This window comes from Micromonospora sp. NPDC047074 (genome assembly GCF_040643815.1).
Taxonomy (GTDB): Bacteria; Actinomycetota; Actinomycetes; order Mycobacteriales; family Micromonosporaceae; genus Micromonospora.
In genome coordinates this window covers 1-19,297 of sequence record NZ_JBEYVB010000016.1, presented here as the reverse complement: position 1 = coordinate 19,297, position 19,297 = coordinate 1, and the positions used below count along the sequence as shown (strand labels likewise).

Below are 19,297 nucleotides of genomic sequence, written 5' to 3'. Positions count from 1 at the left end.
GGCTGGCCGCGGGCCTGCCCGACGGCCGGCGTCACACCGCCGCGACGGCCAGCATCGCGATGTCGTCCCGGCTCTGCCCGTCGAGCCACTCGTCGAGGAGCTGGATGAGCCGGTCGACCAGCGCGGCAGGGGGCAGCCCGGCAGCCGAGGCCAGCGCCGCACGCAGCCGTTCCTCGCCGAACATCGCCTGCCCGCCGGGACCGCCGCGCGCCTCGGTCACCCCGTCGCTGTACGCGAGCAGCAGCTCGCCGGGGAAGAGCCGGAACTCGGCCGCGGCGAACCGGGCGGTGGCGAGCGCACCCACCGGCATCCCGCCGACCACGACCGGGGCGACCCCGCCGTCGGGCCGCAGCAGCAGCGGGGACGGGTGACCGCCGCCGGCGATCCGGACGGTCAGCCCGCCGCCGGACGCGGCTTCGAGGGTGCCGAGCAGCAGGGTGGTGAACTGACTGCGGCGGGCCGCGTCCGGGGCGTCGAGGAGCGCGCGGTTCAGCAGCCGCAGCAACTCCAGCGGTCGCTGCTCGACCAGGCGCAGCGTCTGGAGGCACTGGCGGACCCGACCGGTGAGGACAGCCGCGCCGACGCCCTTGCCGGCCACGTCCCCGAGGGCGAAGAGCGCCCCGCCGGGGATGGGCAGCACGTCGTAGAAGTCGCCGCCGATGCGCAGCCGGTCACCGGCCGCCCGGTATCCGCCGGCGAGGGCGGCGCCCGGCACGGTCGGCAGCTCCGGCGGGAGCAGGCTGTGTTCGAGCACCCGGGCGAGGTGGACCTGCTCGCCGTAGAGTTCGGCGGCGCCGATGGCGGCACCGGCCCGGGCGGCGAACTGCCGGGCCAGCTCGACGTCGCGCCGGTCGAAGCAGGCGCGCCCGTCCCGACGGATCAGCACCAGGGCGCCGGCGGTGCGTCCGCCACCCCGCATGGGGCTGGCCAGCACGGTGCCGGGCCGGCCGAAGTCCGGCGGGAGCACGGCTGCCAGGTCGGGTGTCTCCTCCCGCGGCCACCCGCCGGGGGCGGCGGCCTGGCCGCGAAGCGCCTCGGCCACGCCGGGCAGCGAGCCGACCAGCGACCGGGCCGCCACCCCGGTCACCGGCGCGGGGTCGGAGCCGGCGTACCGGATCCAGCGCGGCTGGCCCTCGGCGGGCGGCAGCTGTACGGCCAGGGCCAGGTCGGCGAGGTAGGGCACGGGCAGCGTCACCACGGCCCGCAGCGTCTGTTCGCGCTGGAGGGAGAGCCCGAGGTGACTGCCGGCCCGGGCGAGGAACGCGGTGCGGGAACGCTCGACGTGCAGGGCCTCGGCGCGGGCGTGCTCGTCGGTGACGTCCCGGACGTACCAGGCGTGCCGTCCGGCGGCCAGCTCGCGACGTACGCCGCGCAGCCGGCGGCCGTGGTGCTCGGCGTCGAAGCTGTCCGCTCCGTGGGCCGCCGCGCGGGCCAGGGCGGGTACGGGGCAGGAGGTCAGGTCCGTACCGGCCACGACCTCGGGGAGGAACGCGGTCGCCGTCGCGTTGACCAGCGTCACCAGGCCGGCGTGGTCGGTCGTCACGACCGCCTCGGCGAGGCCGTCGAGCACCTCGTGGCTGAGCCGGGAGTCGTCCGGTGGCGTGGCACCGGACGCCTGTCGGGTGCGGGAACCGCCCGGACGCCCTCCGCCGGCCGGGTCCGTGACACCGCCACGGCGGGTGGTGGTCACCGTCGCTCGCCGGGCGCCCCGGTCTGTCGACCTGTGCGCATGCTGGTCGTGCACTCCTCGGGTGGGGGTGGTTGCCTCAGGGCAAGCGTACCGAGGCGGGGCACCGCCGCCATCGGCGGAAGCCGGGCACCTCAGGTCGGCCGGGCCAGCCATCCGGCGGGGCGGGCCAGGATCCGGCGTACCACCGAACCGGCCCCGCCGACGGCCGCGGCGGCGCCGCCGAGCACCGCCGGCCGGATGGTCACCGGCGACCAGGCCGCGGTGAGCACCCGCCGGGAGATCTCGGTGAGCACCGGCGGGCGTAGCCACGGGGCCAACGGGGCGTATCCGCCGCCGAGCACCACGGTGTCCAGATCCAGCAGGTTGACCACGCCGGCGACGGCGACCCCGAGGGCCGTCCCGGCCTCGGCCAGGGCGCGCAGCGCGGCGGGGTCGCCGGCCCCGGCCAGCTCGGCCAGCCGGGTCGTCGCGGTGTCGGCCGGCAGGTGCACGCCGGCCAGGCCGGCCGCCGCGAGGATCGCCTCCTGGCCGGCGTACGTCTCCAGGCAGCCCCGGCCGCCGCACCGGCAGGGTGGCCCGTCGGGCCGGACCGGGAGGTGCCCGATCTCGCCGCTCCAGCCGCGTGCGCCCCGGAACAGGGACCCGTCGAGCACGATGCCGGCGCCGACGCCGACCTCGCCGGAGACGTGCAGGAAGCTGGCCGGACCCGCCGGACCGGCGTGCAGCTCGCCCAGCGCGGCGAGATTGGCCTCGTTGTCGACGACCAGCGGTGGGACGCCGTCGACGTGTGCGGTCAGCGGCGGCCCGTCGGCGAGCAGCGCGGGAACGGGCACGTCCCGCCAGCCCAGGTTCGGGGCGAGGCGGACCAGGCCGGCGTCGTCGACCAGGCCGGGCACCGCGAGAGCCGCGCCGGCCAGGGTCAGCCCTTCGCGGGCGGCGTCGGCGCGGACCCGGGCGGCGAGGCCGGCCAGCCGGGCGAGGGTCTCGGCGGGGGGGACGGGTCGCAGGTCGGCGCGGTGCACGGTGTGCTGGCGCACCCGGCCGGCGAGGTCGACCACGCAGGCGGCCAGGTAGTCGACGTTGACCTCCAGGCCGAGCCCGGCGGGGCCGTCCGCGGCGAGCACGAGGCCCCGGGACGGCCGGCCCGCACCGGTGCGCGGCGTCGGTTCCGCCTCGGCGACCAGCCGGCCGGCGAGCAGGTCCTCCACCACCGCCGAGACGGTGGCCCGGGTGAGGCCGGTCCCGGCGGCCAGCTCGGCCCGGGACGGCGGTCGGTCGGCGGCGGCGATCCGGCCGAGCACCACGGCGAGGTTCCACTCGCGCAGGCTGCCCTGGCGTACGGGCCCGGGCGGGGCATCGGGTCGGGTCACCGCTTGACAGTGCCACAGGCCGATCAAATAATTCAACCACTGAACAAATAGCGGACGACACCCCGGAGGTCTGCCATGGCACCCCGTCCCACCCCCGCCGACAAGTTCTCCTTCGGCCTCTGGACGGTGGGCTGGCAGGCCCGCGACCCGTTCGGCGACGCCACCCGGCCCGAGCTGGACCCGGTCGAGGCGGTGCACCGGCTCGCCGAGCTGGGCGCGTACGGGATCACGTTCCACGACGACGACCTGGTGCCCTTCGGGGCCGACGCCGCCACCCGCGACCAGCACGTCGCCCGCTTCCGCAAGGCGCTCGACGAGACCGGCCTGGTGGTCCCGATGGTCACCACCAACCTCTTCGCCCACCCGGTCTTCAAGGACGGCGGCTTCACCAGCAACGACCGCGACGTCCGGCGTTACGCCCTGCGCAAGGTGCTGCGCAACGTCGACCTCGCCGCGGAGCTGGGCGCCCGCACCTTCGTGATGTGGGGCGGCCGGGAGGGCGCGGAGTACGACGTCGCCAAGGACGTCCGGGCCGCGCTCGACCGCTACCGGGAGGCCGTCGACCTGCTCTGCCAGTACGTCGTCGACTCCGGCTACGACCTGCGCTTCGCCCTCGAACCCAAGCCGAACGAGCCGCGCGGCGACATCCTGCTGCCCACCGTCGGGCACGCCCTGGCCTTCATCTCCACCCTGGCCCGTCCCGAGCTGGTCGGGCTCAACCCGGAGGTGGGGCACGAGCAGATGGCCGGCCTGAACTTCGCCCACGGCATCGCCCAGGCGCTCTGGCAGGGCAAGCTGTTCCACATCGACCTCAACGGGCAGCGCGGCGTCAAGTACGACCAGGACCTCGTCTTCGGCCACGGCGACCTGCTCAACGCGTTCGCCCTGGTCGACCTGCTGGAACACGGCGGCCCCGCCGGGGCGCCCGCCTACGACGGCCCCCGGCACTTCGACTACAAGCCCTCGCGCACGGAGGACACCACCGGCGTCTGGGCGTCGGCGGAGGCGAACATGCGCACCTACCTCCTGCTCAAGGAGCGGGCGGCGGCGTTCCGGGCCGACCCGGAGGTGGCCGAGGCGCTGGCCGCGAGCCGGGTCGCCGAGCTGGCGACGCCGACCCTGGCGCCGGGGGAGGGCCACGCCGAGCTGCTCGCCGACCGCTCCGCGTTCGAGGAGTTCGACGTCGACGGGGCCGCCGCGAAGGGCTTCGGCTTCGTCCGGCTCAACCAGCTCGCCGTCGAGCACCTGCTCGGCGCGCGCTGAGGGTCGCCGGAGATGCCGATCGTCGCGGGGGTCGACTCCTCGACCCAGTCCTGCAAGGTCGTCGTGCGGGACGCGGAGTCCGGTGCCCTGCTCCGGCAGGGCCGGGCGCCGCACCCGGACGGCACCGAGGTCGACCCGTCGGCGTGGTGGTCCGCGCTGGGCGCGGCGGTCGACGCCGCCGGTGGGCTGGCCGACGTCGCGGCCATCTCCGTGGCCGGCCAGCAGCACGGGATGGTGTGCCTCGACGAGGCGGGCGGGGTGGTCCGGCCGGCGCTGCTGTGGAACGACACCCGTTCCGCCGGGGCCGCCGCCGAGCTGGTCGGGGAGGCCGGGGGCGGGGAAACCGGCCGCCGGTTCTGGGCCGACGCGGTGGGCAGCGTACCGGTGGCCAGCTTCACCGTCACCAAGTTGCGCTGGCTGGCCCGGCACGAGCCGGAGCAGGCGGCCCGGGCGGCGGCCGTCTGCCTGCCGCACGACTGGCTGACCTGGCGGCTGGCCGGCGCACCGGGCCTGGCGGCGCTGCGCACCGACCGGGGCGACGCCAGCGGCACCGGCTACTGGTCCCCGGCCACCGGCGACTACCGGCTCGACCTGCTGGAGCGGGCGTTCGGCCGGCGGCCGCACGTGCCGACCGTGCTCGGCCCGGCGGAGCCGGCCGGCGTCGTACGCCCGGACGCCTTTCGGGTCGGCCCGGGGCTGCCCCACGGCGACGGCATGTCCCACGGCGGCCGGCTGCCCGACGGGGCGGTGCTCGGCCCCGGCACGGGGGACAACGCCGCCGCCGCGCTCGGCGTCGGCGCGGGCCCCGGCGACGTGGTCGTCTCGATCGGCACCTCCGGCACCGTGTTCAGCGTCGCCGACGCCCCGGCGGCCGACCCGAGCGGCACGGTCGCCGGATTCGCCGACGCCACCGGCCGCTTCCTGCCCCTGGTCTGCACGCTCAACGCGGCCCGGGTGCTCGACGCCGCCGCGTCGATGCTCCGGGTCGACCTGGCCGAGCTGGCCGAGTTGGCGCTCTCGGCCCCGGCCGGCGCCGACGGCCTGGTCATGGTGCCCTACCTGGAGGGCGAGCGGACGCCCGACCGGCCACGGGCCAGCGGAGCCCTGCACGGGCTGACCCTGCGCACGTCGACGGCGGCCCACCTGGCGCGCGCCGCCGTCGAGGGCCTGCTCTGTGCCCTCGCCGACGGCCTCGACGCGCTCACCGCCCAGGGCGCCACGGTGCGCCGGGTGATCCTGGTCGGCGGGGGAGCCCGCTCGGCGGCGGTGCGGCACATCGCGCCACAGGTGCTCGGGGTGCCGGTGGTCGTCCCGCCGCCCGGGGAGTACGTCGCCGACGGCGCCGCGCGCCAGGCCGCCTGGGTCGCCCTGGGTGCCGCGACGCCCCCTGCCTGGGCGGTACGGGGCACCGAGGAGTACGCCGCCGCCCCCGTTCCCGCCATTCGCGAGCGGTACGCCGCCGCCCGCGACCACCACGTCGACCGGACCGACGGGGGGTAAACGACTGTACGGCCGCGTCCGGGCTCGCGATCATCGACGGATGCGAACGACCCCCACGGCAGCGGACGAGGCACCCGGAATCCCCTCCGTGCTCCAGTACGACGACGCGGACACCCCCTGCGACGTCATCGACGCGTTGGTCCTGGCGGACTTCGTCACCGGCCGGCATCCGTGGTCGCACACGGTCCGGCTCTCCCGGGTGCGCCCCGACGCGCCGCTGACCGCCCCCGACGGCCGGGTGCTGCGTACGGCGGTGGAGAACCGGCAGCGGTCCCGCCTGCTGGCCGGCGACGGCTGGACGGCCCGGGTGGTCACCTGGAAGGGGCGGGGCGCCGAGGTGACGGTCACGGCGGTGTCCGAGGAGGTCGGCCGGGCGGCCCTCGACCGGATCGTCGACGGCGCCGCCGAACCGGACGACCCGGGCGCCGGCCGGATCGGTTTCTGGCACCACAACCCCCGCCGGGGCAGCCAGCGGGACGTGCGGGCCATCGCCGCGCCGGAGTGGGCGCTGATCCGGCCGAACTACGCGGCGTCGGCGCGCACCGGGCTCGACGGGCTGATGGCGATCACCCCGGAGCAGCTCGCCGGCCGGCTGGTGCTCCTGCACGGCGCGCCGGGGACGGGGAAGACCACCGCGCTGCGGGCCCTCGCCCGCCAGTGGCGCGACTGGTGCCAGGTCGACGCCGTGCTCGACCCCGACGTGCTCTTCGCCGACCCGGCGTACCTGTCCGAGGTGGCGGTCGGGGACGAGGACGGCGAGCAGGGGACCGGCCGCCGGTGGCGGCTGCTCATCCTGGAGGACTGCGACGAGCTGATCCGGGGCGAGGCGAAGCAGGCCGCCGGTCAGGCGCTGTCCCGGCTGCTCAACCTGACCGACGGGCTGCTCGGGCAGGGGCGCGACGTGCTCGTCGCGATCACCACGAACGAGGACCTGTCCCGGCTGCATCCGGCCGTGGTCCGCCCGGGGCGGTGCCTGGCCCGCATCGAGGTGGGCCCGCTGTCGCACCAGGAGGCGACGGGTTGGCTCGGCACGTCGGCGGGGGTGCCGCCGCACGGCGCGACCCTCGCCGAGCTGTACGCGTTGCGGGCCGGCACGTCGGCCGAGACCACCGCCCCGCCCGCGATCGGCGGCTATCTCTGAGCCGCCCGGTGGCGACCCACCGCCGTTCTTTCCGCCGCCGGCCTCCCGGCGACGGACCGCGCGTCGTCACCCGGTCGTGACCTGACCCTGGTTGGCTGCCGCACATGACCTTGACCAGGGGCGGGCCGGCACGGGCCTGGGGCGGGACGGCCGCACACCGGTTCTACAGCGTCGTGGTCTTCGTGTTGCTCGCCTCGCTGGACAACGTGGCGATCGGCCTGGTGCCCCCGCTGTACGGGCCGATCTCCGATTCCTTCGACGTGCCGCAGCGGCTGCTCGGCCTGGTCACCGCCGTGAGCTTCCTGGCCAGCGCGGTGGCGGCGGTGGGCTGGGCGTACGTCGGCGACCGCACGAACCGCAAGCCGCTGCTGATGATCGGCACCCTGATCTGGGCGCTCGGCACGGGCGGCAGTGCGTTCGCGGCCAACTATCCGACCTTCCTGGCCGCGCAGATCGTGGCGGCGGTCGGGCTGGGCGCGGTCGGGTCGGTCGGGTTCTCGGTCGTCACCGACCTGATCTCGCCCCGCCGCAGGGGGCTGGTGATGAGCTTCTGGGGGCTGTCCCAGGGCGTCGGCACGCTGGCCGGCACGCTTGTCGGCGGGCTGCTGGGGGCGACCGACTGGCGGCGGCCGTTCCTGGTGCTGACCGTGGTCGGCCTGGCGGCGACCGCCGCCTACCTGTTCACCTACGACATCCGGCGCGGGCAGAGCGAACCGGAGCTGGCCGGCGCGCTCGCCGAGGGTGCGGAGTACGACTACCGGATCAGCCGGGACGATCTGCCAAGGATCCTAGGCCGCCGTACGAACCGCTGGCTGATCCTCCAGGGCCTCACCGCCCAGGCGGCCTTCGGGTCGCTGGTCTGGCTCCCGGTGCTCTTCGCCGAGCGGGCCGAGGACCAGGGCTACTCCGCCGCCACCGCCGTGGTCGTGGGCAGCGTCTTCGCCACCCTGTTCCAGCTCGGCGGGGTGCTCTCCATCATCGGCGGTCTGGTCGGCGACGCGCTGCAGCGCCGTACGCCCCGGGGAAGGGCGCTGGTCGCGGCAGTGGGCATCCTCGCGGCGCTGCCGTTCTACCTGGTCCTCTTCTTCGTGCCGGTACGCATCGACGTGCCCGACGGCGCCGGCGCGGGGACGGTGGTCGGCGCGGTGCTGGCCAGCGTGTTCACCGAGCCGACGGTCGGGCTGAGCCTGCTCACCGCGGTGGTCGCGTTGGCCCTCACCTCGGCCAACTCGCCGAACTGGTTCGCCCTGATCGCCGACGTCAACCCGCCCGAACACCGGGGCACCGTCTACAGCCTCGGCAACCTGGTCAACGGCGTGGGCCGGGCGGCCGGCAACGGGCTGGTCGGGGTGGCCTTCCACGGCCTGCGGGCGGCCTTCCCGCCGCCGCTGAACTACGCCGTCGGGCTGGCGGCCTTCCAGCTCTTCTTCATCCCGACCGGCGTCATGTACTGGCTGGCCGCACGGACCTCGCCGGACGACATCGCCAACGTCAACGACCTCCTGCACACCCGCGCCGAACGCCTGTAAGGAAGGGCACCTTCCTAACGCTATGCGTTAGGAAGGTGCCCTTCCTCACCCCTCAGGCGGGGCGGAGCCAGACCGTCACGTCGGTTCCGACGGCGCCGTCGTCGTCCAGCGGGGCGCTGGCGTGCAGCAGTTCGGCCCCGACGGGCAAGGGCACGGCGGCGGCGCCGAAGTTGGTCAGCACCGTCAGCCCGCCGTTGCGGAACGACAGCACCTCGTCGCCGGAGGCGAGCCACTCCAGGGTGCCCTCGCCGAGCCGGTGCTCGCGGCGCAGCCGCAGCGCCGTCCGGTACAGCTCGTACGTCGAGCCGGGGACGTCCCGCTGCCGGTCCAGGGCGTACTCCGCCCAGGTCGACGGCTGCGGCAGCCAGCTCGCGTCGGTCGGCCCGAAGCCGTACGACGGGGCGTCGGCCTCCCACGGGATCGGCACCCGGCAGCCGTCCCGGCCCCGCTCGGTGTGCCCGCTGCGCGCCCAGGTCGGGTCCTGCCGGGCCTCGTCGGGCATCGTGGTGTGCTCGGGCAGGCCCAGTTCCTCGCCCTGGTAGAGGTAGGCCGAGCCGGGCAGGGCGAGCATCAGCAGGGTGGCCGCCCGGGCCCGGCGCAGACCGAGCGCGGCGTCCGGCTGCGGGTCGCCGGCACCGATGCCGTTGGGCCGCTTGCCGCCGATGGGCAGCCCCAGCCGGGAGGCGTGCCGGACCACGTCGTGGTTGGACAGCACCCAGGTGGTCGGGGCGCCGACGGCGTCGGTGGCCTCCAGCGAGCGGGTGATCACCGCGTACTGGGCCGGCGCGGTCCATGCGGCGAGCAGGTACTCGAAGTTGAACGCCTGGTGCATCTCGTCCGGGCGGACGTAGCGGGCCAGCCGCTCGGCCGGCTCGACCCACGCCTCGGCGACCAGGACACGCTCGCCCGGGTAGCCGTCCAGCACCCGCCGCCAGTCCCGGTAGATCTCGTGCACGCCCTCCTGGTCCCACATCGGCGGGCGCGGCTTGTCGATCTCCGGGCCGGAGAGGATCTCCTGCGGCTCCTGCCAGTCGGCCAGGTCCGCCTGCTTGATCAGGCCGTGTGCCACGTCGACCCGGAAGCCGTCCACTCCCCGGTCGAGCCAGAACCGCAGGACTCCCCGGAACTCCTCGCGGACCTCCGGGTTGTCCCAGTTGAGGTCGGGCTGGCCGGGGTCGAACAGGTGCAGGTACCACTGGCCGGGGCGGCCGTCGGGATCGGTGACGCGGGTCCAGGCCGGCCCGCCGAAGACGCTGTCCCAGTCGTTCGGGGCCTGCGCGCCGTCGGGGCCCGACCCGTCGCGGAAGACGTAGCGGTCCCGCTCCGGGCTGCCGGGCGCGGCGGCGAGGGCCGCCTGGAACCACCGGTGCGCCGACGACGTGTGGTTGGGCACCAGGTCGACGATCACCCGCAGCCCGCGCGAGTGCGCCTCGGCGATCAGCCGGTCGGCGTCGGCGAGGGTGCCGAAGAGCGGGTCCACGTCCCGGTAGTCCGCCACGTCGTACCCGGCGTCGGCCTGCGGCGACGGGTAGAACGGCGACAGCCAGAGCGCGTCCACGCCCAGCTCGACGAGGTGGTCGAGGCGGGCCGTGATGCCGGGCAGGTCGCCGATCCCGTCGCCGTCGGAGTCGGCGAAGGAGCGCGGATAGACCTGGTAGATGGTGTCCCTGGTCCACCAACCGGTGGCCGGGCCGGCAGGCGTGTCCTGCTGGGTCGGATTGCTGTTCAGGGCCTTCTCCCGTGTGTCGAGCCGGACGGTCGGATGTTGCCCGGGACGTCGGCGGTCCCGCTCAGTGTGCCCGGGGCGGGGCGGTCGATTCACGCACGATGAGCCGAGTGGGCAGGATCACCGGCGAGTCCAGCGTGTCGAGGTGTCGCCCGGCCGGGGGCGGGACGGCCCGGCCGTGCAGCGGGTCGAGCAGGATCCGGGCGGCGAGCCGGCCCTGCTCCGCCGCGGGCTGGGCGATGGTGCTCAGCCCGAGGACGCTGGCCAGGTCGTGGTCGTCGACGCCGATCACGCTGACGTCCTGCGGCACCCGCAGGCCGGCGTCGCGCAGCGCGGTCATCGCCCCCATCGCCATCTCGTCGCAGGCCGCGAAGATCGCCGTCGGCGGTTCGCCGCGCCGGAGCAGTTCCTCCGTGGCCCGCGTGCCACCGCCGATGGTGAACTGCGACTCGATGTCGAGGGCCGGGTCCGGTTCGATGCCGGCGTCGCGCAGCTCGTCCCGGTAGCCCCGCCGCCGGTCGAGGTGGGTGGTGAAGGCCAGCTCGTCGTCCGGATCGCCGGAGATGTGCGCGATCCGCCGGTGGCCCAGTTCGAGCAGGTGCCGGGTGGCGGAGCGGGCGACGCCCACGTCGTCGATCCGTACGCAGGGCCAGCCGGGCACCACCGTGCCGGAGCTGATGGTCACCCCGGGCAGCTTCAGTTTCGCCAGGGCGGTCAGGTCGGCGGGCCGCAGTGGTGTGGAGACCAGCATGACCGCGTCCACCCGCTTGTGCAGGTTGGCGGTGCGCAGCACCCGCTGGCGGATCTGCTCCCGCCCGCCGAGGTTGTAGAGCAGCAGGTCGTAGCCCGCCTGCTGGAGGAAGTCCTCGACGGCCTCGACGACGGTCCCGAAGAACCAGCGGGTGATGCGGGGGACCACGACCGCGATCGTGCCGGTCCGCCCGCCGGCGAGCCGGGAGGCGCTCGGCGAGACCGCGTACTCCAGTTGCTCTGCGGCCGCGAGCACCCGGCGGCGGGTCGAGGCCGAGACCGTCGGGAGCCCCCGCAACGCCCGGGACACGGTGGCGGTGGAGACTCCGGCCAGGCGTGCGACATCATCGATCCTCGTCACGGTATCCCCCGGTGCGCCCCAGCTCCGCCGCCGCCGGTGGCCCGGCGGCGGCGGAGACGTCTCAGCCCTTGACGCTGCCGGCGAGCAGGCCCCGCACGAAGTAGCGCTGCAGGGACAGGAAGACGATCAGCGGTACGACGATCGAGACGAACGCGCCGGCGGTGAGCCGCTGCCACTCGTTGCCCCGGGTGCCGGCCATCTCGGCCAGCCGGACGGTGAGCGGGGCGGTCTCGTCGCCGCCCCCGGCGAAGATCAGCGCGACCAGCAGGTCGTTCCAGACCCAGAGGAACTGGAAGATGCCGAACGCCGCCAGCGCCGGGGTGATCAGCGGCAGCACGATGGAGCGGAAGATCTTCGGATGGGTCGCCCCGTCGACCCGGGCGGCCTCCATCAGGTCACCCGGCAGCTGCGAGATGAAGTTGTGCAGCAGGAAGACGGCGAACGGCAGCGCGAAGCAGGTGTGCGCGAACCACACCTGGGCGAACTTCTGCGAGTCCACCAGGTCCCAGGCCGGCAGGATCGTGACCCCGCCGAGAGTGACGCCGGTGGAGAAGAACTTCAGCAGCGGCACCAGCGCCATCTGCAACGGCACGATCTGGAGCGCGAAGATCGCGATGTACACCCAGTCCCGCCCCCGGAAGTTGATCCAGGCCAGCGCGTAGGCGGCCAGGGCCGCGAAGGCGAGCGGGAAGAGCACCGACGGGATGGTGATGGCCAGCGAGTTGATGAAGTAGCTGGCCAGCTGTCCGGACGACGAGGATCGGCCGAACAGCACCTCCTGGTAGTTCTCGAAGGTGAACGACGGGCTGGTGAAGAAGTTCCACCACCCGTTGGACTTGATCTGGTCCTCCGGCCGGAACGAGGAGATGAACAGGCCGAAGGTGGGGATGGTCCAGAGCACCGCGATGACGATCGAGACGAGGGTCGCGGTGCGGCTGTTCAGCCGCTTGCGTACCCGGCCGGCGGTGCTGGTCGGGCGACCGCCGGTCTTCTGGGCGCCGGCGGCGACGGTGGGCGTCGCGGTGGTCATCTCAGCCCTCCCGCTGCTGACGGATGTTGCGGATCTGGTAGATCACGATCGGGATCACCAGGACGAACAGGAAGACCGCCAGGGCCGAGCCCTGCCCGTTCTGGCCGTACCGGAACGCCTGGTTGTACATCTCGTTCGCGATCACGCTGGTGTCGTAGTTGCCGTTGGTGGACGTCCGGACGATGTCGAAGACCTTGAGGGTGGCGATCGACAGCGTCACCACGACCACGATCAGCGCCGGCCGGATGCTCGGCATGGTGATCTGCCAGAACATCTGCCACGGGGTGACCCCGTCGAGGCGGGCCGCCTCCACGATGTCGGCGGGGATGGCCTTGATCGCGGCGGAGAGCACCACCATCGCGAAGCCGGCCTGGATCCAGACCATGATCACGATCAGCAGCAGCGTGTTCAGCGGTGACTCCAGCAGCCACTGCTTCGGCTCGCCGCCGAGGCTGACCACGATCTGGTTGAGCAGGCCGATCTGCTCCTGCCCGTCGCCCCGGTAGGCGTAGACGAACTTCCAGATGATGCTCGCGCCGACGAAGGAGATCGCCATCGGCAGGAAGATCAGCGACTTGGCCACCGCCTCGAACCGGGCCTTGTCCACCATGACGGCGTAGAGCAGACCGAACGTGGTGGCCACGAGCGGAACGAGGAGCACCCAGACCAGGGTGTTGAGCAGCACCCGGACGATCGAGTCCTCGGAGAACATCCAACCGTAGTTGGCCAGCCCGACCCACTCGTTGCTGTTGCCGTCCATGAACGACAGCAGCGTGGTGCGGATGGCCGGAATCACCAGCCCGATGGCGAGCAGCAGCACCGTCGGCAGCAGGAAGAAGAGCGCGAACACGCCCTCCCGCGGCTTGCGCCGCCGGGGCAGCGGGGCGCCGCTCGCGGCGGCGGCGACGAGCTGCGCCTCCCGGCGGCGGGCGAACCAGGCCGGCACCACGTCGAGGAGCAGGAGCAGACCGCCCACCACCGCGACGAAGGCGATCAGCCCCCACATCAGCATGAAGAACTTCGGGCTTTCCGCAGCGAAGTCGAACTCCATCGACCCTCCCAGGTCCTTGATCAGCCGATGGGCCGGCCCGCGTCAGCGGACCGGCCCATCGGCTCAGCTCACTTCCAGCTGCTCTCGATGCCCTGGAGCACGGTCGCGGTGTCCTTGCCGTTGATCCAGTCGACCATGCCCTTCCAGAACGTCCCCGCGCCGACGCTGGCCGGCATCAGGTCGGAACCGTCGAAGCGGAAGACGCTGCTCTTGTCCTGGAGGATCTGGACGGAGAGCTTGTCGATCGGGTTGGCGACGTTGGCCAGGTCGAGCTTGTTGTTCGCCGACACCCAGTCACCGATCTTGGCGCGGCTGTTGACGTACTCGGCCGAGGCGAGGTAGGTCTGCACGGCCTGGACCTCGGGGCGGTCGGCGAAGGCCGCGACGAACTCGCCGCCACCCAGGACCGGCTTGCCCTTGCTGGCGTCGATCGCCGGGAAGTAGAAGGCGAAGACGTCGCCGTCCTCGGCCACCTTGGTGCCCTGCGGCCACTGGTTGGCGTAGAAGGACGCCTGGCGGTGCAGCGCGCACTTGCCGGCGGTGATCGGCACGCCGGCCTCCTGGAAGGAGGTGGTGGCGATGCTCTTCACGCCGCCGAAGCCGCCGTTGACGTACTTCTCGTTCTTGAGGATGGTGCCGGCCCGGTCGAGGGCCTCGGCGACCTTGGGGTCGTTGAACGGGATGCCGTGGGTGACCCACTGGTCGTAGACCTCGGGGGTCTGCGTCCGCAGCATCACGTCCTCGACCCAGTCGGTGGCCGGCCAGCCGGTGGCGTCACCGGACTCGATGCCCGCGCACCACGGCTTGGTGCCGGTCGCCGCGATCTGGTCGCTGAGCTTGATCAGGTCGTCCCAGGTGGTCGGGACGGTCCAGCCCTTCTCCTTGAAGGTCTTCGGCGAGTACCACACGAAGGACTTCACGTTGGAGCCGAGCGGGGCGCCGTAGAACTGGCCGTTGACGGTGCTGTACTTCAGCCAGTCGGCCGGGTAGTTCTCCTCGGCCATCTTCTTGGTGTCGGCGCCGGCCGCCTTGAGCTTGCCCGAGTCGGCGAAGCGCTTGAGCAGGCCCGGCTGCGGGATGAACGCGATGTCGGGGGCGTTGCCGCCGTCGACCCGGACCCCGAGCTGGGCCTCGAACTCGCCGCTGCCCTCGTGGTCGATCTCGATGCCGGTGCAGTCCACGAACTGCTTCCAGGACTGCTCGAGGCGGTCGGCCTCGATGTCCCGGATCGAGGAGTAGATCGTGACCTTCTTGCCGTTGTTGTCGCCGTACTTCTCGTATGCGGCGCACTCCGCGGACCCCGCGGTGTCACTCTTTTCGTCACTGCCGGTGCCGCAGGCGGTGGCGCTCAGCGCCAGCCCCAGTACGCCGGCGATCGCGAGAGCCTGGCGTGATCTGGCAAACGCCATGCCGTTCTCCTTCCTTGCCGGCGCGCGAAGGGATCGAACCCGCGCCGGTCCGATGGACATCAACCACATGTAAGCGCTTGCATCTGGTCCGGTCCACCCCTAACCGGACACGAGCAAGTAACAATCCGGAAACCGCTCGGACGGCAGTTGGGCACGCTCCCACACGGGGGTTCGACCCCTTTCCATCGATGGCATTTTCTGTCACCCTGTGGACAGTTGATCGAAGCTTTTCGACATAGGAGGTGCTGGATGGGCAAGCGGTGGTTGGGCCTGCTGGCGACTGGTCTGCTGGCCGTGGGCGCGCTGGTGGTCCCGGCGGCCCCGGCGATGGCCGCCCCCACGTTCAAGGTCCCGTTCCCGTGCGGGCAGTCCTGGTCCGGCCAGACCAGGACCAATCACAGCCCGGCGTACTCGCTGGACTTCAACCGCACCGACGACCTCGGTGACCCGGTCGTGGCGAGCGCGCCCGGAACCGTCGACCGGGTCACGGATCTCGGTGGCACCAGCTACGGAAAGTACGTCCGGATCAGTCACGCGGGCGGCTACCACACCTACTACGCCCACCTCAACGGCTTCAACGTCTCCGTGGGCCAGGCGGTCGGCTACGGCAAGGTCATCGGCTGGGTCGGCAGCACCGGCGGTTCCACCGGCCCGCACCTGCACTACGAGCAGCGGCTCAACGGCGCCGACATCCAGGTGCGGTTCAACGGCGCGCTCGCTCTCTACTGGGGCACGAAGAACTACTCCAGTGACAACGGCTGCGGCACCAGCACCGGCTCCGGCACGGTCAACACCACCAGCGGGATCGCGCTGACCGTGCGCTCCGGCCCCGGCACCGGCTACGCCGCCGTGGGCACCGTCGCCGACGGCGCCCGGGTGACCATCCAGTGCCAGACCAGTGGCACCAGCGTCACCGGCACCTACGGCACCAGCACGATCTGGGACCGGATCGGCTCCGGCCGCTTCATCTCCGACGCCTACGTCTACACCGGCTCCGACGGGTACATCCCCGGCGTACCCCGCTGCTGAGCGGGCGACGGGGCCCCGGGCGTGCCCGGGGCCCCGTGCCGTCCACGCCGGCTCGCGCCGATCAGCTGTTCAGCCGCCAGATGGCGAAGTTCAGGGCGGCGGCGAAGGTGACCAGGCCCAGTAGGGCAGCATCAGCAGCGTCGCCGGGCGGGACACCCGCCGGAAGAGCGCGATCGTCACGCCGATCGCCACCCACAGCACCAGGATCTCGGCGAACGCCAGCCCGTAGCGGCCGGCGCCGAAGAAGAGCGGGGTCCAGACCGCGTTGAGCACCAGTTGGGCGACCCAGGCCCAGAGCGCGGGGCCGAAGCCGACCCGGTGCCAGACCAGCCAGCCGGCCACCGCGATCATCGCGTAGAGGATCGTCCACACCGGCCCGAACAGCCAGGACGGCGGAGCCCAGGCGGGCTGTTCGAGGCCCGCGTACTCGGCCGAGGTGCCCCGCACGCCGAGCCCGCCGATCGCGGCGGCGACGAAGACGGCGGCCCCGAAGCCGATCAGGCCCCACCACTGCCGCGCGCCGCCCGGCCGTTCCGCACTCCGAGACATCTCCATGGTCGAGATATCTCCCCAGGAGCGGCCGGTAAACCCGCGATCGTCCTCCGGACGGCATGGCGCCGGGGTCGTCGTGCCCGGAGGCTCCTGTCGGGAGGACGGAGTTCCGGTCGCGACGACCCCGGCGGGTCCCCTCGACGGCGGCCGCTAGCCGCCATGTCAATTGAAGATGCTCACACCACCCGGCCCGACGAGCAGGCCGACCACGATGAGGACGATGCCCCACAGGATCTGCCGCCGGAACAGCGCGAGAATGCCGGCGACCACGAGTACGACTGCGAGAATCCAGAGAATCAGCTCCATGGTTGCTGAGTACCCGAGCCGCCGACGCGGGAAACCTGGGTGTGATCGAGGTGGTCGCCCAGGTGGAAGACGCTGTAGGCCTGCTTGATCACGGGGTGCGCGACGTTGCGGACGCGTACCCCGCCGGGCGTGGTGCCCCGCTCGGTGCCCGCGTGCGCGTGCCCGTGCAGGGCCAGTGCGGTCGGTGCCGAGTCGATCGCCTGACCGAGTTGGTACGACCCCAGGAACGGATAGATCTCCAGCGGCTCACCGGCGAGCGTGTCCGGCACCGGCGAGTAGTGGGTGAGCGCCACCAGCACGTCGCAGTCCAGCCCGCCCAGCGCGGCGGCCAGGGCGTCGGCGCTCTGCGTGGTGGTCTGGACGAAGGCCTTCATCTCCGGCTCGCCGAAGTCGCTGGCGCAGCGGCCGGCGAAGCCGCCCCCGAACCCCTTCACCCCGGCGACGCCGAGCCGGCCCCCGGCGCACTCCAGCACCACCCCGTCGCCCTCCAGCACCCGGATCCCGGCGTCCTCGAGCACCTTGATCACCTGCGGCACCTGGTCGCACTGGTGGTCGTGGTTGCCGAGGACGGTCACCACCGGCACGCCGAGCCCGCCGAACTCGGTGGCCACGCACCGGGCCTCCGACTCGGTGCCGTGCCGGGTCAGGTCACCGGCGAGCAGCAGCACGTCGGCGTGCTCGGGCAACTCGTCCAGCGCCGGCCGGAACCGGCCGACCACGTCCTCGTCCAGATGCACGTCGCCCACGGCGGCGATGCGGATCACCATGGAACCTCCTCAGGGCAGTTGCTCGATCTCCGTGGGCGCCTGCGCGCGGATCACCCCGATGTCACTGGTGATCGGCACGTCCGGGAAGCGTTCGGCCACCCGGCGCAGGATCTCCTCCCGGCGGTGGGGGCTCTCCACCTCGCCGTAGAGCACGAGGCCACGCTCCCGGCGGACCACGGTGATGCCCTGCTCGGCCACGTCCGGATCCTCGGCGAGCATCCGGTGGATCTCCGCCTCCACGTACTCGTCGGGCGGCCCGACGGCGACGTCACGGTGCTCGGTCACGGTGTCCCCTCCTCCTCCGGGGTGCCGGAGCGCGGCACCACGTCCAGCCGGTCCAACAGCACCAGGAACGCCTCCGCGTACGGCGAGTGCTGCGTCTCCTTGCGTACCCGCTCCCAGTCGATCTGCTCCCGCAGCGAGCGGGCCAGCGGCAGTCCACGGGCGAAGTCGCAGTAGTGCTGCGAGAAGCTGAGCAACTTGTGCACCATCAGCTGGGTGGCCGAGAGCACCGGCATGTGGATCGCGTCGACCGGACGGACGACCGTGTCGGCGAACGTCTCCTCGGTCACCGGCGTCTCGATCGGCCGGTGGATCAGGTCCACCATCCGGCCGTCGTCGAAGACCTTGACCAGCCAGTCCTCCGGCGGTCGCTCGGCGATGAAGCCCGCCGCGACCAGCGACTCCAGGGCGCGGTCCACGTCGACCTCGCGGATCAGGAAGTCGACGTCGTGCTCGCTGGAGTGACCGCCGTGGGCGTACACGGCGAAGCTGCCGCCGAGCGCGAAGGGAATCTCTTCCTGCTTGAGCACGGCGGCGACCTTCTTCAGCGTGTGCACCAGGCTCTCGTCCCCGCGCTCTGCCATTGGCGTCTCCCGTCGATGGTGGTGGCGGCTGATCGAACTCCGGTACCCGGCTTTCTGGTTGGCCACACCTGGCAGGGGGCGCGGGTGGGGCCAACCGGGATTAGGAGGTACAAAACTCCAGGCCCGCGAGCGTGGTTCGGATAGCCTGTGCAGGGTGTCCAGATCACCGGAGGCACGGCGCGGCAGGGCCCGATTGCGCGCCGTCGCCCTGATCGGCATCGACGGCTCGGGCAAAACCACCCAGGCGCACCGGCTCGCCGACGCGCTCACCGCGGCGGGCCGCCCCGCCACCTACCACCGCAACGCCGGCGGGCGGCGCTGGCTGGGCCGCCTCGCGCACCGGCTCGGCCGCCCGGACGCCCAACGGCTCGTCGGGCGCAACGGGCTGCTGGCGGTGGAGTCCGTGCTGCGCTGGCTCGCCATCGCCGCCGCCCTGCTCAGTTGCCTGGCCACCGGTCGGGTCGCGGTGATGGACCGCTACTCCGCCTGCCAGTACGCGAGCATCCGCACCCACGGGGGGCAGCGCTGGGAGCGGCTGGCCCGGGTCGGCTACCGGATGTTCCCGCGACCGCAGGTGACCTTCCTGCTGGCCGTCGATCCCGCGGAGGCCTACCAGCGGATCGAGCGGCGTGGCACCGACCACGAGAGCATGCGGTACCTGACCGCCGCGGACACCGCGTACCGGGCCCTGCCGGAGTATCCGACCTTCGTGGTGGTCGACGCGGGGCGCTCGCCGGAGGAGGTCTCCCGGCAGATCCAGGACCACATCGCGGGCTGGCTCGCGACCGCCGACGGGGGCGGCGGCCGGCCGGTCGCCGGGCCCACGTCGCCGGTCGCTGGGCCCACGTCGCCGGTCGCTGGGCCCACGTCGCCGGTCGCTGGGCCCACGCCGCCGGTCGCAGGGCCCACGTCGCCGGGGGCCCGGCCCGAAGAGAAGAGCGGAGGGTAGGGGAAGAC

At 73.1% G+C, this 19,297-nt stretch carries 17 protein-coding genes and 1 pseudogene; 6 read left to right on the top strand and 12 right to left on the bottom strand.

Annotated features, from left to right (window positions below):
- Positions 1-31: 31 nt before the first annotated feature.
- Positions 32-1,690, bottom strand: coding sequence for a PP2C family protein-serine/threonine phosphatase (locus ABZ809_RS20170; protein WP_357564082.1), 1,659 nt, complete (start codon positions 1,688-1,690; stop codon positions 32-34).
- Between the two features lie 131 nt (positions 1,691-1,821).
- Positions 1,822-3,060 carry an ROK family protein gene (locus ABZ809_RS20165; RefSeq protein ID WP_357564081.1) on the bottom strand — a complete coding sequence of 413 codons (1,239 nt, stop codon included), beginning with the start codon at positions 3,058-3,060 and terminating at the stop codon, positions 1,822-1,824.
- 75 nt (positions 3,061-3,135) lie between these two features.
- Between ABZ809_RS20165 and xylA the strand changes: the two genes are divergently transcribed.
- The 4 genes from xylA to ABZ809_RS20145 all read left to right on the top strand — a co-directional run bounded on the left by xylA (position 3,136) and on the right by ABZ809_RS20145 (position 8,493).
- On the top strand, positions 3,136-4,323 hold the full coding sequence (gene xylA / locus ABZ809_RS20160) for a xylose isomerase (protein WP_357564080.1): 1,188 nt from the start codon (positions 3,136-3,138) through the stop codon (positions 4,321-4,323).
- Between the two features lie 12 nt (positions 4,324-4,335).
- Positions 4,336-5,823 (top strand): xylulokinase, encoded by a 1,488-nt coding sequence (gene xylB, locus ABZ809_RS20155; protein WP_357564079.1) that lies wholly within the window; start codon positions 4,336-4,338, stop codon positions 5,821-5,823.
- A 40-nt stretch (positions 5,824-5,863) separates the two neighbouring features.
- Entirely contained in the window at positions 5,864-6,964 is a 1,101-nt protein-coding gene (locus ABZ809_RS20150; RefSeq protein WP_357564078.1) for a DUF5925 domain-containing protein, read from the top strand.
- 104 nt (positions 6,965-7,068) lie between these two features.
- The gene (locus ABZ809_RS20145) at positions 7,069-8,493 is read left to right on the top strand and encodes an MFS transporter (RefSeq protein ID WP_357564077.1); all 1,425 of its coding nucleotides are present in this window, start codon (positions 7,069-7,071) and stop codon (positions 8,491-8,493) included.
- A gap of 52 nt (positions 8,494-8,545) precedes the next feature.
- Here ABZ809_RS20145 and ABZ809_RS20140 read toward each other — a convergent pair whose 3' ends face one another.
- The 5 genes from ABZ809_RS20140 to ABZ809_RS20120 form a co-directional block, all read right to left on the bottom strand.
- Positions 8,546-10,222 (bottom strand): glycoside hydrolase family 13 protein, encoded by a 1,677-nt coding sequence (locus ABZ809_RS20140; protein WP_357564178.1) that lies wholly within the window; start codon positions 10,220-10,222, stop codon positions 8,546-8,548.
- Positions 10,223-10,283: 61 nt separating this feature from the next.
- On the bottom strand, positions 10,284-11,330 hold the full coding sequence (locus ABZ809_RS20135) for a LacI family DNA-binding transcriptional regulator (protein ID WP_357564076.1): 1,047 nt from the start codon (positions 11,328-11,330) through the stop codon (positions 10,284-10,286).
- 61 nt (positions 11,331-11,391) lie between these two features.
- Positions 11,392-12,360: a carbohydrate ABC transporter permease gene (locus ABZ809_RS20130; protein ID WP_357564075.1), complete on the bottom strand. Its 969-nt coding sequence runs from the start codon at positions 12,358-12,360 to the stop codon at positions 11,392-11,394.
- A 1-nt stretch (position 12,361) separates the two neighbouring features.
- On the bottom strand, positions 12,362-13,411 hold the full coding sequence (locus ABZ809_RS20125) for a sugar ABC transporter permease (protein ID WP_357564074.1): 1,050 nt from the start codon (positions 13,409-13,411) through the stop codon (positions 12,362-12,364).
- A gap of 68 nt (positions 13,412-13,479) precedes the next feature.
- Entirely contained in the window at positions 13,480-14,820 is a 1,341-nt protein-coding gene (locus tag ABZ809_RS20120) for an ABC transporter substrate-binding protein (RefSeq protein ID WP_357564073.1), read from the bottom strand.
- A 249-nt stretch (positions 14,821-15,069) separates the two neighbouring features.
- Between ABZ809_RS20120 and ABZ809_RS20115 the strand changes: the two genes are divergently transcribed.
- A complete protein-coding gene (locus tag ABZ809_RS20115; RefSeq protein WP_357564072.1) occupies positions 15,070-15,849 on the top strand; it encodes a peptidoglycan DD-metalloendopeptidase family protein in 780 nt (259 codons plus the stop codon).
- 61 nt (positions 15,850-15,910) lie between these two features.
- Here ABZ809_RS20115 and ABZ809_RS20110 read toward each other — a convergent pair.
- The 5 genes and pseudogenes from ABZ809_RS20110 to ABZ809_RS20090 form a co-directional block, all read right to left on the bottom strand.
- Positions 15,911-16,404: pseudogene (locus ABZ809_RS20110) on the bottom strand (TspO/MBR family protein).
- A gap of 159 nt (positions 16,405-16,563) precedes the next feature.
- Positions 16,564-16,707, bottom strand: coding sequence for a GPGG-motif small membrane protein (locus ABZ809_RS20105; protein WP_007464364.1), 144 nt, complete (start codon positions 16,705-16,707; stop codon positions 16,564-16,566).
- Positions 16,698-17,474 (bottom strand): metallophosphoesterase, encoded by a 777-nt coding sequence (locus ABZ809_RS20100; protein WP_357564071.1) that lies wholly within the window; start codon positions 17,472-17,474, stop codon positions 16,698-16,700. The genes ABZ809_RS20105 and ABZ809_RS20100 overlap by 10 nt, the downstream gene beginning before the upstream one ends.
- A gap of 9 nt (positions 17,475-17,483) precedes the next feature.
- Entirely contained in the window at positions 17,484-17,759 is a 276-nt protein-coding gene (locus tag ABZ809_RS20095; protein WP_357564070.1) for a hypothetical protein, read from the bottom strand.
- Positions 17,756-18,559 carry a nucleotidyltransferase gene (locus ABZ809_RS20090; protein ID WP_357564069.1) on the bottom strand — a complete coding sequence of 268 codons (804 nt, stop codon included), beginning with the start codon at positions 18,557-18,559 and terminating at the stop codon, positions 17,756-17,758. The genes ABZ809_RS20095 and ABZ809_RS20090 overlap by 4 nt, the downstream gene beginning before the upstream one ends.
- Between ABZ809_RS20090 and ABZ809_RS20085 the strand changes: the two genes are divergently transcribed.
- Positions 18,495-19,289 carry a dTMP kinase gene (locus ABZ809_RS20085; protein WP_357564068.1) on the top strand — a complete coding sequence of 265 codons (795 nt, stop codon included), beginning with the start codon at positions 18,495-18,497 and terminating at the stop codon, positions 19,287-19,289. The two genes, ABZ809_RS20090 and ABZ809_RS20085, sit on opposite strands and share 65 nt — an antisense overlap.
- Positions 19,290-19,297: the final 8 nt, after the last annotated feature.

What these genes read in the sequence shown, in the direction of transcription:
- xylA (WP_357564080.1), top strand. Translation starts at nt 3,136, where the DNA reads ATGGCACCCCGTCCCACCCCCGCCGACAAGTTCTCCTTCGGCCTCTGG.
- xylB (WP_357564079.1), top strand. Translation starts at nt 4,336, where the DNA reads ATGCCGATCGTCGCGGGGGTCGACTCCTCGACCCAGTCCTGCAAGGTC.
- ABZ809_RS20150 (WP_357564078.1), top strand. Translation starts at nt 5,864, where the DNA reads ATGCGAACGACCCCCACGGCAGCGGACGAGGCACCCGGAATCCCCTCC.
- ABZ809_RS20145 (WP_357564077.1), top strand. Translation starts at nt 7,069, where the DNA reads ATGACCTTGACCAGGGGCGGGCCGGCACGGGCCTGGGGCGGGACGGCC.
- ABZ809_RS20130 (WP_357564075.1), bottom strand. Translation starts at nt 12,360, where the DNA reads ATGACCACCGCGACGCCCACCGTCGCCGCCGGCGCCCAGAAGACCGGC.
- ABZ809_RS20125 (WP_357564074.1), bottom strand. Translation starts at nt 13,411, where the DNA reads ATGGAGTTCGACTTCGCTGCGGAAAGCCCGAAGTTCTTCATGCTGATG.
- ABZ809_RS20120 (WP_357564073.1), bottom strand. Translation starts at nt 14,820, where the DNA reads ATGGCGTTTGCCAGATCACGCCAGGCTCTCGCGATCGCCGGCGTACTG.
- ABZ809_RS20115 (WP_357564072.1), top strand. Translation starts at nt 15,070, where the DNA reads ATGGGCAAGCGGTGGTTGGGCCTGCTGGCGACTGGTCTGCTGGCCGTG.
- ABZ809_RS20105 (WP_007464364.1), bottom strand. Translation starts at nt 16,707, where the DNA reads ATGGAGCTGATTCTCTGGATTCTCGCAGTCGTACTCGTGGTCGCCGGC.
- ABZ809_RS20100 (WP_357564071.1), bottom strand. Translation starts at nt 17,474, where the DNA reads ATGGTGATCCGCATCGCCGCCGTGGGCGACGTGCATCTGGACGAGGAC.
- ABZ809_RS20090 (WP_357564069.1), bottom strand. Translation starts at nt 18,559, where the DNA reads ATGCCGATCAGGGCGACGGCGCGCAATCGGGCCCTGCCGCGCCGTGCC.